This is a genomic window from Streptomyces sp. NPDC007905 (assembly GCF_042959345.1).
GTDB lineage: Bacteria > Actinomycetota > Actinomycetes > Streptomycetales > Streptomycetaceae > Streptomyces.
Genome location: NZ_JBIBKS010000006.1, coordinates 154,016 through 169,300, shown reverse-complemented (window position 1 = coordinate 169,300; position 15,285 = coordinate 154,016). Strand labels below are relative to the sequence as shown.

General features: G+C 70.2%; 12 protein-coding genes and 1 riboswitch. Of the genes, 6 read left to right on the top strand and 6 right to left on the bottom strand.

What is annotated here, in order from left to right; translation table 11 throughout:
• Window positions 1–139 precede the first annotated feature (139 nt).
• From ACFZDC_RS13035 to ACFZDC_RS13010, 6 genes are all read left to right on the top strand, one after another.
• Entirely contained in the window at window positions 140–904 is a 765-nt protein-coding gene (locus ACFZDC_RS13035; protein ID WP_391323117.1) for a UTRA domain-containing protein, read from the top strand.
• A 150-nt stretch (window positions 905–1,054) separates the two neighbouring features.
• Window positions 1,055–1,315 (top strand): DUF3311 domain-containing protein, encoded by a 261-nt coding sequence (locus ACFZDC_RS13030; protein ID WP_391323115.1) that lies wholly within the window; start codon window positions 1,055–1,057, stop codon window positions 1,313–1,315.
• Window positions 1,312–2,940, top strand: coding sequence for a monocarboxylate uptake permease MctP (gene mctP, locus ACFZDC_RS13025; protein WP_391323113.1), 1,629 nt, complete (start codon window positions 1,312–1,314; stop codon window positions 2,938–2,940). The genes ACFZDC_RS13030 and mctP overlap by 4 nt, the downstream gene beginning before the upstream one ends.
• Window positions 2,941–3,157: 217 nt before the next feature.
• Window positions 3,158–3,302, top strand: a riboswitch (cobalamin riboswitch).
• Between the two features lie 123 nt (window positions 3,303–3,425).
• The gene (locus tag ACFZDC_RS13020) at window positions 3,426–5,786 is read left to right on the top strand and encodes a ribonucleoside-diphosphate reductase subunit alpha (RefSeq protein WP_391323111.1); all 2,361 of its coding nucleotides are present in this window, start codon (window positions 3,426–3,428) and stop codon (window positions 5,784–5,786) included.
• A complete protein-coding gene (locus tag ACFZDC_RS13015) occupies window positions 5,786–6,799 on the top strand; it encodes a ribonucleotide-diphosphate reductase subunit beta (RefSeq protein WP_391323109.1) in 1,014 nt (337 codons plus the stop codon). The genes ACFZDC_RS13020 and ACFZDC_RS13015 overlap by 1 nt, the downstream gene beginning before the upstream one ends.
• Window positions 6,800–7,047: 248 nt before the next feature.
• Complete coding sequence (locus tag ACFZDC_RS13010; RefSeq protein ID WP_391323106.1) at window positions 7,048–8,010, top strand: helix-turn-helix domain-containing protein; 963 nt, start codon at window positions 7,048–7,050, stop codon at window positions 8,008–8,010.
• A gap of 19 nt (window positions 8,011–8,029) precedes the next feature.
• Here ACFZDC_RS13010 and ACFZDC_RS13005 read toward each other — a convergent pair whose 3' ends face one another.
• The 6 genes from ACFZDC_RS13005 to ACFZDC_RS12980 form a co-directional block, all read right to left on the bottom strand.
• Window positions 8,030–9,400: a cytochrome P450 gene (locus tag ACFZDC_RS13005; RefSeq protein WP_391323105.1), complete on the bottom strand. Its 1,371-nt coding sequence runs from the start codon at window positions 9,398–9,400 to the stop codon at window positions 8,030–8,032.
• Complete coding sequence (cyc1, locus tag ACFZDC_RS13000) at window positions 9,400–10,479, bottom strand: epi-isozizaene synthase (RefSeq protein ID WP_391323098.1); 1,080 nt, start codon at window positions 10,477–10,479, stop codon at window positions 9,400–9,402. The genes ACFZDC_RS13005 and cyc1 overlap by 1 nt, the downstream gene beginning before the upstream one ends.
• Window positions 10,480–10,739: 260 nt before the next feature.
• Window positions 10,740–11,390, bottom strand: coding sequence for a peptide deformylase (gene def, locus ACFZDC_RS12995; protein WP_391323097.1), 651 nt, complete (start codon window positions 11,388–11,390; stop codon window positions 10,740–10,742).
• 149 nt (window positions 11,391–11,539) lie between these two features.
• Window positions 11,540–12,520, bottom strand: coding sequence for a tetratricopeptide repeat protein (locus ACFZDC_RS12990; RefSeq protein ID WP_391323452.1), 981 nt, complete (start codon window positions 12,518–12,520; stop codon window positions 11,540–11,542).
• Window positions 12,521–12,619: 99 nt separating this feature from the next.
• Window positions 12,620–13,915 carry an HD-GYP domain-containing protein gene (locus ACFZDC_RS12985; protein ID WP_391323095.1) on the bottom strand — a complete coding sequence of 432 codons (1,296 nt, stop codon included), beginning with the start codon at window positions 13,913–13,915 and terminating at the stop codon, window positions 12,620–12,622.
• A complete protein-coding gene (locus ACFZDC_RS12980) occupies window positions 13,915–15,222 on the bottom strand; it encodes an HD domain-containing phosphohydrolase (protein ID WP_391323093.1) in 1,308 nt (435 codons plus the stop codon). Before ACFZDC_RS12980 ends, ACFZDC_RS12985 begins: the two co-directional genes overlap by 1 nt.
• Window positions 15,223–15,285 lie beyond the last annotated feature (63 nt).

Sequence of the window (15,285 nt, the reverse complement as noted above, 5' to 3'; positions counted from 1 at the left end):
CAACAACGGGTCCGCGGGTATATAGAGGAGATCACGGACCGTGCGGATGGAGCCCTGACACACGAAGCCGTGCCACGATGTGAGCCGTGGCCGATGGGATGTCGGTCGCTTTCGGCATCAGGAGCCGGGAAGGCAGAGCATGAGCACCGACGTCGGCAGTGCGGAGAACGAGGCCGGGACGACCGTCCGTACCGCGCGCGTGCCCAAGTACTACCGCTTGAAGAAGCACCTGCTCGACATGACGGAGACGCAGGCGCCGGGCACGCCGGTGCCGCCCGAGCGCACGCTGGCGGCCGAGTTCGACACCTCCCGCACCACCGTCCGCCAGGCCCTGCAGGAGCTCGTCGTCGAGGGCCGGCTCGAGCGCATCCAGGGCAAGGGCACCTTCGTCGCCAAGCCGAAGGTCTCGCAGGCGCTGCAGCTCACCTCGTACACCGAGGACATGCGCGCGCAGGGGCTTGAGCCCACCTCCCAGCTGCTGGACATCGGGTACGTCACGGCCGACGACCGGCTCGCCGAGCTGCTCGACATCACGGCGGGCGGGCGTGTGCTGCGCATCGAGCGGCTGCGCATGGCCAACGCCGAGCCGATGGCCATCGAGACCACCCACCTGTCGGCCAAGCGCTTCCCGGCGCTTCGACGCTCGCTGGTGAAGTACACGTCCCTGTACACGGCCCTCGCCGAGGTCTACGACGTCCATCTCGCCGAGGCGGAGGAGACCATCGAGACCTCGCTGGCCACCCCGCGCGAGGCGGGTCTGCTCGGCACCGACGTGGGTCTGCCGATGCTGATGCTCTCCCGGCACTCCCTGGACCGTGAGGGCAAGCCGGTGGAGTGGGTGCGGTCCGTGTACCGCGGTGACCGGTACAAGTTCGTGGCACGTCTGAAGCGGCCCGTGGAGTGAAGCGGCCCCCGGCCTGACCGGGTCGGTGTCTTCACACCTCGACCCCGAAATCGACATGCCGATATGGCGACGAGGTCTTCCGCTGCCACGACAGCGTCACCTAGATTGCCTGCACATTACAGGTGATCAGTGAGGGGACGGAGCCGTGGCATGTCCGAAACGCCTGAAGTGAGACCGGTCGTAACGCCGGTCCGCGTGATCATCGGCCTGTGTCTCGTCGCGCCCTTCGCGGCGCTGCTGTGGGTCGGCTCGTACGCCAAGACGGACCCCGCGTTCATCGGGATCCCGTTCTTCTACTGGTACCAGATGCTGTGGGTGCTGATCTCCACCGCGCTCACCATGCTCGCGTACCAGCTGTGGCAGCGCGATCAGCGCGGCCGCCGGAACGGGGACGGGGGTGCGGCGAAGTGAAGAACGGCGTCAACGGCGTCGCGCTCGGCGTCTTCATCTTCTTCTTCCTGGCCGTCACGGTCGTGGGCTTCCTGGCCGCGCGCTGGCGCAGGGCCGACAACGAGCACTCCCTGGACGAATGGGGCCTGGGCGGACGGTCGTTCGGCACCTGGATCACCTGGTTCCTGCTCGGCGGCGACCTGTACACGGCGTACACCTTCGTCGCCGTACCGGCGGCGATCTACGCGGCGGGCGCGGCCGGCTTCTTCGCGGTGCCCTACACGATCCTGGTCTACCCGCTGATCTTCACGTTCCTGCCCCGCCTGTGGTCGGTCTCGCACCGCCACGGCTACGTCACGACCTCGGACTTCGTGCGCGGCCGCTTCGGCTCGAAGGGGCTGTCGCTGGCCGTGGCGCTCACCGGCATCCTCGCGACGATGCCGTACATCGCGCTCCAGCTCGTCGGCATCCAGGCGGTGCTGGACGTGATGGGCGTCGGCGGCGGCGAGAACACCAACTGGTTCGTGAAGGACCTGCCGCTGCTGATCGCCTTCGGCGTGCTGGCCGCGTACACGTACTCGTCGGGTCTGCGCGCCCCCGCCCTGATCGCGTTCGTGAAGGACACGCTGATCTACCTCGTCATCGCGGTGGCGATCATCTACATCCCGATCAAGCTGGGCGGGTTCGACGACATCTTCGCCAAGGCGGCCGACGCGTTCAGCCAGGTCAACCCGGCCACCGGCAAGCCGCGCGGCGCGCTGGCCCCACCGGAGGCGGGCCAGTGGACCTACGCCACCCTGGCGCTCGGCTCCGCCCTGGCCCTGTTCATGTACCCGCACTCGATCACCGCGACGCTGTCGTCCCGGAGCCGTGAGGTGATCCGGCGCAACACCACGATCCTGCCGCTGTACTCCCTGATGCTGGGCCTGCTGGCGCTGCTCGGCTTCATGGCGATCGCGGCCGGAGTGAAGGTCACCAACGGGCAGTTGGCGATTCCGCAGCTGTTCGAGAACATGTTCCCGGACTGGTTCGCCGGTGTGGCCTTCGCGGCGATCGGCATCGGCGCCCTGGTGCCCGCGGCCATCATGTCCATCGCGGCGGCGAACCTCTTCACACGCAACATCTACAAGGACTTCATCAAGCCGGACGCGACGCCCCAGCAGGAGACCCGCGTCTCCAAGATCGTGTCGCTGCTGGTGAAGGTGGGCGCGCTGGTCTTCGTCCTGACGATGGACAAGACGGTGGCGATCAACTTCCAGCTGCTGGGCGGGATCTGGATCCTGCAGACCTTCCCGGCCCTGGTCGGCGGCCTGTTCACCCGATGGTTCCACCGCTGGGCACTGCTCGCCGGCTGGGCGGTCGGCATGGTCTACGGCACGCTCGCCGCCTACGGGGTGGCCTCGCCGACCCAGAAGCACTTCGGTGGCTCCGCGAAGGAGATCCCGGGCATCGGGGAGATCGGCTACATCGGCCTGACGGCGTTCGTCCTCAACGTCGCGGTCACCGTGGTCCTCACGTTCGTCCTCAAGGCCGTGAAGGCCGCCGAGGGCCTCGACGAGACCAGGCCGGGCGACTACACGGCGGACGCGGGCGACCCGGGAGTCGAGGTGGAACTGCCGCCGGCCACGGCGGGCGCCAGCCACTGAATCACGCCCCTGTAGGGGCGCGCAGAACCGCTCGAGCACCAACACACCACCCCCAGCGGGCCGCCGAACGGCTAGACCGACGGCGGCCCGCTTCCGTTCGCGCACCCGAGCGGAACCGGAACCCCGTGTCCGGCTGGACGACAGCGCCGCGCCCACCCCGAGTTGACCCTCTGAAGCCACCGCAACACGCAACAGACACAACATCTGGGGGTGACACCACAGCCCGGCACTAGATGTATGCTCATCCTCGCTGTCGCCGCAGGGGAATCCGGTGCGAATCCGGAACTGTCCCGCAACGGTGTACTTGCGTGCATCCGCACGCCTGTCCAGTCCGAGGACCTGCCGTCAGCGCGCGCCCGGCCGTCCGGTCCGGGTGCCTTGAGACGTCCGGGCCTCGTGGAGTGGGCCGGTGGACGCGACGCCGTGCGCGCTCGTGCTGCCCCTGCCCTCCGCAAGGCCCCGTGCCGAGCGAGGGAGAGCCCCACGTGACCATCGCGCCAGCCGATCCGGCTTCAGTCAGCGACCTGAAGGCCGACGGTCCCGGTGCCGCGCTGCTGCGGACCCTGACCGAGCTGACCGCCGACCTCCCCGACGCCGACCCCGGCCGCGTCGCCGCGGCCGCGCTGCGCGGCCGGTCCGCACGGGCCGACGAGGCGGAGTTGCGCGAGCTGGCCACGGAGGCGGCCGCCGGACTGATCTCCGACGACCCCGCCTACTCTCGGGTGGCCGCCCGGCTGCTGACCCTCTCCATCAGGGCCGAGGCCGCCTCGCAGGGCGTCGTGTCCTTCACCGGGTCCGTCGCCGTGGGCCACCGCGAGGGCCTGGTCGCCGACCGCACGGCGGAGTTCGTGCGGCTGCACGCCGAGCGTCTGGACTCGCTGATCGACGCGGCGGCCGACGACCGCTTCGGTTACTTCGGCCTGCGCACCCTGCACAGCCGCTATCTGCTCCGGCACCCCATCACCCGCAAGGTGATCGAGACGCCCCAGCACTTCATGCTGCGCGTCGCCGCGGGCCTGGCCGAGGACGACACCGTCCGCTCCGTGGACGAAGTGGCGGCGCTCTACGGGCTCATGAGCCGCCTCGACTACCTGCCCTCCTCCCCCACGCTCTTCAACTCCGGCACGCGGCACCCGCAGATGTCGTCCTGCTACCTCCTCGACTCCCCGCTGGACGAGCTGGACTCCATCTACGACCGCTACCACCAGGTCGCCCGCCTGTCGAAGCACGCCGGCGGCATCGGTCTGTCGTACTCCCGTATCCGCTCGCGCGGTTCGCTGATCCGAGGCACCAACGGGCACTCCAACGGCATCGTGCCGTTCCTGAAGACCCTGGACGCCTCGGTGGCCGCGGTGAACCAGGGCGGCCGGCGCAAGGGTGCCGCCGCGGTGTACCTGGAGACCTGGCACTCCGACATCGAGGAGTTCCTGGAGCTGCGCGACAACACCGGTGAGGACGCCCGCCGTACCCACAACCTGAACCTCGCCCACTGGGTCCCGGACGAGTTCATGCGCCGGGTCAACGCCGACGAGCAGTGGTCGCTGTTCTCCCCGGCGGACGTCCCGGAGCTGGTGGACCTGTGGGGCGAGGAGTTCGACGCGGCCTACCGCGAGGCGGAGGCGAACGGTCTCGCCAGGAAGACGATCCCGGCCCGCGACCTGTACGGCCGCATGATGCGCACCCTCGCGCAGACCGGCAACGGCTGGATGACCTTCAAGGACGCCGCCAACCGGACGGCCAACCAGACGGCGACCGCGGGCCACGTCATCCACTCCTCCAACCTCTGCACGGAGATCCTGGAGGTCACGGACGACGGGGAGACGGCGGTCTGCAACCTGGGTTCGGTCAACCTCGGTGCCTTCGTGGCGAACGGCGATCTCGACTGGGAGCGCCTCGACAGGACGGTCCGCACGGCCGTGACCTTCCTCGACCGCGTGGTCGACATCAACTTCTACCCGACCGAGCAGGCGGGCCGTTCCAACGCCAAGTGGCGTCCGGTGGGCCTCGGCGCGATGGGCCTGCAGGACGTCTTCTTCAAGCTGCGCCTGCCCTTCGACTCCCCCGAGGCCAGGGCCCTGTCCACGCGGATCGCCGAACGCATCATGCTCGCCGCGTACGAGGCCTCCGCCGACCTGGCCGAGCGCAACGGCCCGCTGCCGGCCTGGGAGAAGACCCGCACGGCCAAGGGTGTCCTGCACCCTGACCACTTCCCGGGCGTTCGCCTGACCTGGCCGGAGCGCTGGGCGGCCCTGCGCGAGCGGATCGCCTCGGTCGGCATGCGCAACTCGCTGCTCCTCGCGATCGCGCCCACCGCGACCATCGCCTCCATCGCGGGCGTGTACGAGTGCATCGAGCCGCAGGTGTCCAACCTGTTCAAGCGCGAGACGCTCTCCGGTGAGTTCCTGCAGGTCAACTCGTACTTGGTGAAGGACCTGAAGGAGCTGGGGGTCTGGGACGCCCGGACCCGGGAGGCGCTGCGCGACTCCAATGGCTCCGTGCAGGACTTCGCGTGGATCCCGGCCGAGGTGCGGGCGCTGTACCGCACGGCGTGGGAGATCCCGCAGCGCGGCCTGATCGACATGGCCGCGGCCCGCACCCCGTTCCTGGACCAGGCGCAGTCCCTGAACCTGTTCCTGGAGACCCCGACCATCGGCAAGCTCTCCTCGATGTACGCGTACGCCTGGAAGTCGGGCCTGAAGACGACGTACTACCTGCGCTCCCGCCCGGCGACCCGCATCGCCCGCGCGGCACAGGCGCAGGCCCCCATCCCCGTCCAGCAGGCCGCCGACCCCGACGCGGTCGCCTGCTCCCTTGAGAACCCCGAGTCCTGCGAGGCCTGCCAGTGATGACCACCCGTAACACCAACCTCCTCGACCCGGGCTTCGAGCTGACTCTCCGCCCGATGCGCTACCCCGACTTCTACGAGCGCTACCGGGACGCCATCAAGAACACCTGGACCGTGGAGGAGGTCGACCTCCACTCGGACGTCGCCGACCTCGCGAAGCTGACCCCGGCCGAGCAGCATCTGATCGGCCGCCTGGTCGCGTTCTTCGCGACGGGCGACTCGATCGTCGCGAACAACCTGGTGCTGACGCTGTACAAGCACATCAACTCCCCCGAGGCGCGGCTCTACCTGAGCCGTCAGCTCTTCGAGGAGGCCGTGCACGTCCAGTTCTATCTGACGCTCCTGGACACCTACCTGCCCGACCCGGACGACCGGACGGCGGCCTTCGCGGCCGTGGAGAACATCCCCTCCATCCGCGAGAAGGCCGAGTTCTGCTTCAGGTGGATCAACGAGGTCGAGAAGCTGGAGCGCCTGGAGTCCCAGGCCGACCGCCGCCGCTTCGTGCTCAACCTCATCTGCTTCGCCGCGTGCATCGAGGGCCTGTTCTTCTACGGCGCCTTCGCGTACGTCTACTGGTTCCGCAGCCGGGGTCTGCTGCACGGGCTGGCCACCGGCACCAACTGGGTGTTCCGGGACGAGACGATGCACATGTCCTTCGCTTTCGACGTGGTCGACACCGTCCGCAAGGAGGAGCCGGACCTCTTCGACGACGCGCTGCAGCAGCAGGTCACCGACATGCTGCGGGAGGCCGTCGAGGCCGAGCTGCAGTTCGCGCGCGACCTGTGCGGTGACGGCCTCCCGGGCATGAACACCGACTCCATGCGGCAGTACCTCGAGTGCGTCGCCGACCAGCGCCTGACGCGCCTCGGCTTCGCCCCGGTGTACGGCTCGGAGAACCCGTTCTCCTTCATGGAGCTGCAGGGTGTTCAGGAGCTGACGAACTTCTTCGAGCGCCGCCCCTCGGCGTACCAGGTCGCGGTGGAGGGCACGGTCGACCTGGACGAGGACTTCTGACCCCTCCTTCCCTCTCGGGCCTCCTGGGCCCTCCTGATCTGACGGTCGATGCTCCTGTCTCGCACGATGCCGATCACCGCCGGGAGGACCAGGAGGCCCAGGATCCCGATCACAGCGATCATTCCGAGCAGTCCTTCTGTCTGTGTCGTAGTCATAGACACCACTGTCACGCCGGATGCTCCTTACCGGGAGTGGCAGGACTGCCGTACACCCTCGATTTACTGCCAGGGGTGCGGCACACTGACAGCATGCTGCAGAACGTGGTCGCCGTCCTCCTGGACGGCGTGAATCCCTTCGAGCTGGCGGTCGTCTGCGAGGTCTTCGGCACCGACCGCAGCGACGAGGGCCTGCCGGTGTACGACTTCGCGGTCGCCTCGGCCGAGGGGCCGACGCTGCGCTCGCACGCGGGCTTCTCGCTGCAGGTCGAGCACGGTCTTGAGCGCCTGGAGTCGGCCGATCTGATCGCCGTGCCGGCCGGGTCCTGCTACGACTCCCGGGAGTTCCCGCCCGAACTGCTGGACGCCCTGCGCCGTGGCGTCGACCGCGGTGCCCGGGTGCTCAGCGTCTGCTCGGGTGTCTTCGTGCTCGCGGCGGCCGGGCTGCTGGACGGCCGGCGGTGCGCTGTGCACTGGCACCACGCGGACGAGCTGGCCCGCCAGTATCCGCGGCTGACCGTCGAGCCGGACGTGCTCTACGTCGACGAGGACCCGGTGATCACCTCGGCCGGCACCGCGGCCGGCATCGACGCCTGTCTGCACCTCGTGCGCAAGGAGCAGGGCCCGGAGGTCGCCAACAAGATCGCCCGGCGGATGGTGGTGCCGCCGCACCGGGACGGCGGGCAGGCGCAGTACATCGAGCGGCCACTGCCCAAGGCCCCGTGCGACACCGTCGGGGAGGTGCTGGTGTGGATGGAGGAGCACCTCGAGCAGGAGGTGAGCGTCGAGCAGCTCGCCGCCCGCGCCCACATGGCCCCGCGCACGTTCGCCCGCCGCTTCCAGCAGGAGACGGGGACCACCCCGTACCGCTGGATCCTGCGGCAACGGGTGCTGCTCGCACAGGAGTTGCTGGAGGGCACGGACGAGACCATGGACGCGATCGCCGCGCGTACGGGGTTCGGTACGGCGGCCGCGCTGCGCCACCAGTTCGTCCGTGCCCTGGGCACGACCCCGCAGTCCTACCGGCGCGCGTTCCGGGGCCCGCAGGCCGCCTGAACGCGCGCCGGCACCCCGTCTACCAGGGCACCGCCTTCAGCAGCAGCCGGTGGGGCCGGAGCGTGATGCCCACCCGGGTCGCGTCGTTCGACCCGCTGACCTGCTCGAAGCGGTACTTCGCCGAGATCGCCGCGGTGATCAGGCTCAGCTGGGCCATGGAGAAGTGGTCGCTGGGGCACTTGCGGTTGCCGACGCTGAAGGGGCTCATGGCGTACTTCGGCACCTCCTTGGCCCGCTCGGGCAGCCAGCGGTCGGGGTCGAAGTCGAGGTGGCGGTCGTAGGAGCGGGCGTCACGCTGAATGGCATAGGGGCTGTAGACGATGTCCGCCCCGGCCGGAATGCGATAGCCACCGAGCGCGGTGTCGGTCACCGCGCGCCGCGTCAATATCCATACGGCGGGCCTGAGCCGCATGGCCTCGACGACGACATTGTTGGTGTGCCTGAGCCCACGGACGTCGGCGAATCCAACGGGCCGACCGCCGGTCACGGATTCGACCTCGGCGCGCACCTTCTCGGCGTGTTCCGGATGTTCCGCGAGAACCTGAAGCAGCCACATGATCGTGGACGCGACTGTTTCGCTGCCGGGGGTGACTATCGCGACCACCTGGTCGTGGATCTCCTGTTCCCCGATGGGGTCGCCATTGTCGTCCTTCGCCTCCAGCAATGCCGTCAGCAAATCGTCCGGCTTTTGACCAGATGCCCTCCGCTCGGCGACGATCTCGTCGACGAGGAGATGCAAATCGGCCAAGGCCCGGTTGAATTCACGGTTCGCCGGGAACGGCAGCCGGTACAGCGGTCCGAGCGGGATGACCATCCTGCGGTACATACCACGGAAGACGGTCGCGAGATCCATACTCAGCCGCTCCGCGCGCTCGTCCATGTACTCGCCGCGCAGCAAGCAGCGGGCCGCGATGCGCACGGCGACCCGGAACGACTCCGAGGTGCAGTCGATGGTCTCGCCGGGCTTCCAGCGCTCGGTCAGCCCGTGCGCCTCCTCCTCCATCACCGAGCCGTACGCGGGGATCGCGTCGAGCCGGAACGCGGGCTGGATGGTGCGCCGCTGGCGGCGGTGCCGGGGGCCGTTGGCGGTGGCCACGCCCTCCCTGCCGAGCAGGCCCTCCAGGGACTCCCACAGCGGTCCGTCGATCTTGTAGTCGGGGCTGAGCGCGAGTGCGCCGGTGAGTGCCGGAGTGGTGACGGCGTACACCGTCTTGGGGCCGAGCCTCAGGCGCACGACGTCGCCGTGCTCGCGCAGCCCGGACATGAAGGCCAGCGGGTCGCGGACCAGTTTCAGGCCGTGGCCGAGGCCCGGGACGGCGCCGCCGGCGAGGGGCGGTTCGCGCAGTTCGGATGTCTTCGGGGTCACGGGCTTCACAGACTCGACGGTCATTACTCACCTGCCGTTTCGTTGTTGACGTACGGGGGCGTGGACCGGTCGTCCCAACTGTCGACCATGTACCGGCCGGACTCGTGGTGGAACCAGTAGACGGCGCTGAACCAGTTCCGCATATTGCCGACGCAGGCACGCACGGCGGCGCTCAATTCCCTTCCCCGCGCCGTGCCGTCGGCGAGTCCGTCGGCGAACCGCAGAGCTTCCCGCTCGGCTTCGAGGAATTCATCTATGCATTCCTCGAGGCGCCACCTGATTTCTGCCACCGTTTCCTCGAGCGTCAGCCCCTCATGGGTGATGAGACTGATTCCGAGATTGTGCACCTCGTCGCCCGCTATTTCCTTCGGCAGCGAGCAGAGGTCGTTGTACCAGGCGGCGAATTCCTGGCTCAGCAGTGCCGGACGGCGATAGGCGGCATAGTTCCTTACGGCGTCCGGGAGTTCACATCCGGCGCTCGGCTCCAGCAGATCCGTCCAGATCCAGTGTGCGAAGGTGAGCCGGCGCAGGGCGAGGTACTCCTCGACCTTCGGGACGTGCCCCTCGGTCCGGTTGCGGAACTCGCGGTCGTAGGCCTCGATCACCGCGTGGAAGTGCCGGGCGAACCGCCGGTTCCAGGTGCGCGGCAGGAACGAGTACAGCCGCAGCACGCTGTCCGCGAACCCCGCCACCAGGGGGTCCGGGTGGTGCAGGTGGTGCCGTGGTGCGTCGAGGGCCGTGTGCAGGCGGTACCTGAGGCGCCGCCAGCCGGCCGTCCGGCCGTGCACGATGTCACGGTCGTGGCGGTCGTCCCAGACGAAGAACCAGGCGCTGTAGTCGGCTATGGCCTGCAGGACGTCGTCGGGGGCGCCTATGTAGTACCCCGCCATGAGGTCCGTGTAGCAAAGGCCATCGGCATATTCCCGCACCTTGTCCGCCGGCATGAGCCGCTTTTCGAGCAGCCACAACCGGGTCTTCTCCTGGAGTTTTGGCCAATACGGGTGGAGTTGCCGGGGAAAGACGTCCTCGATCACCGGGAGGGCGAGAGACGGTGGTACTGCGACCGCTGTCGACGATGTGGTGCCGTGTGAGAAAGCGTGCACGAACAGTCCCCTCTCAGCCGCCAGGAGCGCAACGCCCTTCCGTGCCGTGCCGGGCGTGCGCCGTTGCGTATCCCCGCACTTCCATTCAGCACCACAACTGACCGTTATGGGAACGGATTTGCTTCACTCACCACCCCAAGATGCCGGGAATCATGCGGCGAACAAACGAACGACGCCCGGTCGGGACGGATCCCGACCGGACGTCGCAGGGGACGTCGTGGCTGCTCCCGTACGGTCGCCGTACGTCTCGGCCGTGCGTCTCAGTCGTTGGCGACCACGGGGTAGCGTGGCTCGTTCTCGGCCATCTGCCGCAGGGCGTCCTTGCGGTCGCGCTTGGACAGACGGTCGATGTACAGGTAGCCGTACAGGTGGTCGGTCTCGTGCTGCAAACACCGTGCGAAGTAGCCGGTGCCGCGGACCTTGATCGGGTTGCCCTTCTCGTCCTGGCCGGTCACCTCGGCGTAGTCCGGGCGCGCGAGCGGCGCGTACGCCGTGGGCACGGACAGGCAGCCCTCGTTGCTGTCGTCCAGCCGGCGCTGGTCGGCGGGCAGGTCGACCAGCTTCGGGTTGCACACCACGCCGACGTGCCGGACGCCCTCGTCGTCCTGGCAGTCGTAGACGAAGACCTTCAGGTCGACACCGATCTGGTTGGCGGCCAGGCCCACGCCCTCGGCGGTGCGCTGACTGGCGAACATGTCCGCGACCAGCTGGTCCAGCTCCTCGCCGAACGCGGTGACGTCCTTGCACTCCTTGTGCAGGACGGGGTTGCCGACGACGGTGATCGGCCGCGAGGTGCCGCGCTCGCGCCAGGCGTTCTCGCGCTCCTCGCAGTCCTCCGTGTCGACGACGTAGCCCTCGTCGTCGACGGGGAGCACGCCCGCGTGCTGCTGATCGGTGTCCTGCTGCGCCATGACCGACGTACGCCTTCCTGCACAAAAACTGGGAGTGAATGCTGATACAGGGTACGTGCAGCGCCCCTTCAGGGGCGCGGGACTGTCCCGATATGGCTCCGCCGCGTGGGCGCGACCAGCCACAACGGACCGCAGCCTCCCACGGACTGCTAGCAGACCTCTTCCAGGTCCCGCCAGTCCCGGGAATCGGGACTGTCCGCCACCCAGCCGTCCAGCAGCCCCCGTACCAGCGAAGCCGGCGCAGCCACGCCGCACTCCCGCTCCGGCACCCACAGCTGCCCGTCCGTGCGATGTCCGAGCGGCCCGGGATGGCCTGGTTCGCTGTGGTCGTGCGGATCCAGATGCACGCCGTCGCCCTCGTCCGAGGGCATCCGCGACTCCGAGCACATGCGGCACAGCAGCCGCACCGAGGAGGACCAGTCCTCCGCCGCGAACCCGGCGTCGGCGGCCAGCTGCTCCAGGGCGTCCCGGTCGGCCTCGGTGGCCGCCTCCAGCAGGACCACCCAGGTCGGGACGGGCGAGGGCGCCCACAGCTCGATCTCGTCGAAGACCGGGTAGGAGTGCCCGGCGGACGTCGTGCGCTCGCCGTGCGGGACGCCGTCGTGCAGCACGACCTCGCCCCAGCGCCGCCCGGACGAGGGGAGCGGGATGGACAGCACCTCGATCCGCGCCGGGTCCAGCCTGCGGCCCCACACCACCTCGGCCTCGCCCTCCGGGGAGAGCCGTACGGCCGCGCTGCCCAGCTCCATGCCGAGCGGCTCGCCCGAGGCGGCGGCGCCGCCCGGTACGCGCAGCCCGTACGCCTGCCAGGCGCGGCGGGCCAGCGGCCAGTCCTGCAGGGCGGTCGCGGCGATGCCCACGTTCCACCAGTCGGGGGCGCCGGTCTCGCGGTCCAGGAGGGCCACGGCGCGCAGTCCTGCGGCGCGGGCCTGCTCCCAGTCGTGCCGGAACTTGTGCAGCAGCGCGAGGTTGAACCAGGACTCCGCCAGCCAGGGCTCCAGATCGGCGGCGCGTGTCAGCAGCTCGCCCGCGTCCTCGTACCGGCCGTCGCCGATGAGCGTGAACGCCCGGTCGGTGGCCTGCCGCCAGGAGGCGGAGGGCCGGTGCCGTCCCTTGCCGAAGATCCTCACGATTCCCGCCTGCCAGTTCCAGTTCCGCACGTGGGCTGGCTTGTGCCCCCGGACACCCTCTCCCTCGCATCCAACCACGTACGGCGGGAAGGGCGCTCATTACCCATGGGTTACCCCGCCAGGGGCAGGGTCAGACAGTCCCGCCCGTCTCCCCCCACCGCTGTCGGCCACGGTGTCGCCGCGCCACCCCCCGACCTGGGACAGCACCCGGGCGAGGGACTCCACGACCTCGGGAGCGTAGTCCCCGGCGGTCGCCAGGCGCAGCTCCTCCAGAGCGCGGAGCGGTCCGTCGGGCCCGGCGTCCCGGGCCTTCTCCTCGTACGCGTTCACGGCACGGATGATCCGCGCGGCGAGCGGCTGCTCCCGGAAGGGGTCGGCCTGCCGCTCCACGACCACGGCGACCGCCGCGTCCACCCCGGTCTGCCGTACGACGGCCCCGCCGAGCAGCGCGATGCGCCGCTGCTCCTCGCGGGGCAGCGCGGCGGTGGCGCCCGCCGGGACGGGGTCGACCAGGCTGAGCTGGCCGATGTCGTGCATGAGGGCCGCGGACTCCAGGACGGTCAGTGAGGGGCCGGACAGGCCCAGGTCCCGGCCGACGGCCAGGCTGAGCGCGGCGACGCGGCGGGCGTGCCCGGTGGGGGTGTATCCGGCTATCTCGGTGGCCCGGGCGAGGGAGGCGATGGTCTGCCGGTAGGTGGCGCGCACGGCGGCGTAGCGGCGGACGGAGAGCTGGGTGAGCAGCAGGGGCAGGCAGAACACCGGCAGCGCCCACAGTCCGGTGACGGCCACCGCGAGCGCCATCACCGAGCCCGTCGCGCACACGGCGGATCCGATGCCGAGCAGTCCGCGCAGTTCGTCCCGCAACAGCGGGGTGAAGGGCCAGCCGGTGCGGGAGTGGACGAGGGCGGCGGCCAGGACGGCGTCGCACAGGGCGGTGAGGACGAGCAGGGCGATGAGCAGCAGTGCGTAGCCGGGGCCGTTCCAGCCCTCGAACGCCCCCTTGCTGTAGAGAGGTTGGAAGCAGACGGCGGCGAAGGCGACGCTCAGGACGCGGCGGGCCAGGTGGTCGAGGGTCGGGGTGCGGCCGCACCAGATGTGCGGGACGCCGCCGAGCAGGGAGGCTGCGAGGACGATGGTCACGACCTGCGGCGCGTCGTGCTGGATGGGCTGTCCGGCGTCGGCTCCCAGCAGGGCGTAGGACAGCGATCCGGCGGTGCCCAGCGGGGCGGCCTGCCGTACCTGGGCTCCGCTCCACCGGGTCAGTTCACCGACGGCTATGAGTACTCCGAAGGCGAGGCCCACGCCCCGGTCGTGGATGCCGCTCCACAGACTGACGGCGAGACAGGCGCCGGCGGTCAGCGCGGCGCAGGCGTGGATGAGCCGGAGGACGGACATCAGGGTGTCCCGCTGCGGCTGCCGGCCACCGGCTGCTGGGCCGGGACCGCGCGCGACGCCTCGTCGGCGGTGACGGCCGGGTGCCAGCCGTGGCGTCCGAGGGCCCGGGCGAGCGCCGTGACCATGCGCGGGTCGAACTGGGTCCCGGCGCACCGCTCCAGCTCCGTGACCGCCGCCTCGACGGGGCGGGCCCTGCTGTAGGAGCGGGTGGAGGTCATCGCGTCGAAGGCGTCCGCCACGGCCACCACGCGGGCGCACTCCGGGATCTGGCCGCCCACCAGACCGTAGGGGTAGCCGCTGCCGTCGAGCCGTTCGTGGTGGTGCAGGATCGCCGCGCGCGCCTCGCCGAGGAAGGAGATCCCGCGGACCATCTCATGGCCGTACTCGGGATGCAGCTCGATGATCCGCCGCTCCTCGGGGGTCAGCGGGCCGTCCTTGCGCAGCAGCCGGGTGGGCACACCGAGTTTGCCGACGTCGTGCAGGATGCCGGCGAAGCGCAGCACCTCGACGCGTTCGTCGGGCATGCCGAGTTCGCGGGCGATCATCACGGAGGCCTGGCCGACCCGCTCGCTGTGGCCGCGGGTGTAGCCGTCCTTGATGTCGACGGCCTGCACCAGCGCGCGGATGGTGGCCTGGTGGGCGGCCCGTTCCCGGTGGTACTGGGCGAACACCCAGCAGGAGACGCACATCGGCAGCAGCACGAGCAGCGCGGCGACGGGCCCGTACCGGCTGCGCCACAGCACGGCCATCATCAGCCCGGCGAGTCCGTGCACCGCGACCGGCGCGAGGGAGCGGGACAGCAGCCCCCGCCAGGCCCGGCGCAGGGGCACCCGCTCGGCTGCCGCCAGGATCCCGCCGTCGAGGGCGGCGAGCACCAGGCAGAAGGCGAGGACGGCCGCCCCGGCGGGCACGAGGGCGTAGGGGAAGTCGCAGGCCACGACGGCGTCCCGGCCGCCGAGCGCCCAGTGGACCCGGGCCGCGCCCCACACCGCGAGCGAGGGCTGCGCGGCCCGCCACACGCGGCGGAGCCACACGGGCCGTTCCTCGACGCGGGCGAGCAGGGCGGCCGGCAGCGGCACGAGCGCGGCGGCGGGCGGGGGCAGCAGGAACGCGCCGGCGAGCAGGACGGGGTAGAAGGTGCCGCCCAGGCGGCGCCGTACGACGTGCTCGCAGGCCGCGTACAGCCCGGCGAGCAGGGCGAGCGGCCACCAGGGCGTGTGGATGGCCGGCAGCCGCAGGATGCAGGCGACGGCCAGCACGGCGGCGCATGCCACCCAGGCCCGTGCCCTCGCCGGAACCGCCTCCATGACGCCCCTCCCCGACCATGCCTGTCCAGGCTCGGAGCCTAGGGCGGGAATCGGGGGATCCGG

Bases quoted from the DNA above. Each gene is read 5' to 3' on its own strand.
- ACFZDC_RS13010 (WP_391323106.1), top strand. From the start codon at position 7,048: ATGCTGCAGAACGTGGTCGCCGTCCTCCTGGACGGCGTGAATCCCTTC.
- ACFZDC_RS13030 (WP_391323115.1), top strand. From the start codon at position 1,055: ATGTCCGAAACGCCTGAAGTGAGACCGGTCGTAACGCCGGTCCGCGTG.
- ACFZDC_RS13005 (WP_391323105.1), bottom strand. From the start codon at position 9,400: ATGACCGTCGAGTCTGTGAAGCCCGTGACCCCGAAGACATCCGAACTG.
- ACFZDC_RS13035 (WP_391323117.1), top strand. From the start codon at position 140: ATGAGCACCGACGTCGGCAGTGCGGAGAACGAGGCCGGGACGACCGTC.
- ACFZDC_RS12985 (WP_391323095.1), bottom strand. From the start codon at position 13,915: ATGTCCGTCCTCCGGCTCATCCACGCCTGCGCCGCGCTGACCGCCGGC.
- ACFZDC_RS12980 (WP_391323093.1), bottom strand. From the start codon at position 15,222: ATGGAGGCGGTTCCGGCGAGGGCACGGGCCTGGGTGGCATGCGCCGCC.
- def (WP_391323097.1), bottom strand. From the start codon at position 11,390: ATGGCGCAGCAGGACACCGATCAGCAGCACGCGGGCGTGCTCCCCGTC.
- ACFZDC_RS13015 (WP_391323109.1), top strand. From the start codon at position 5,786: ATGACCACCCGTAACACCAACCTCCTCGACCCGGGCTTCGAGCTGACT.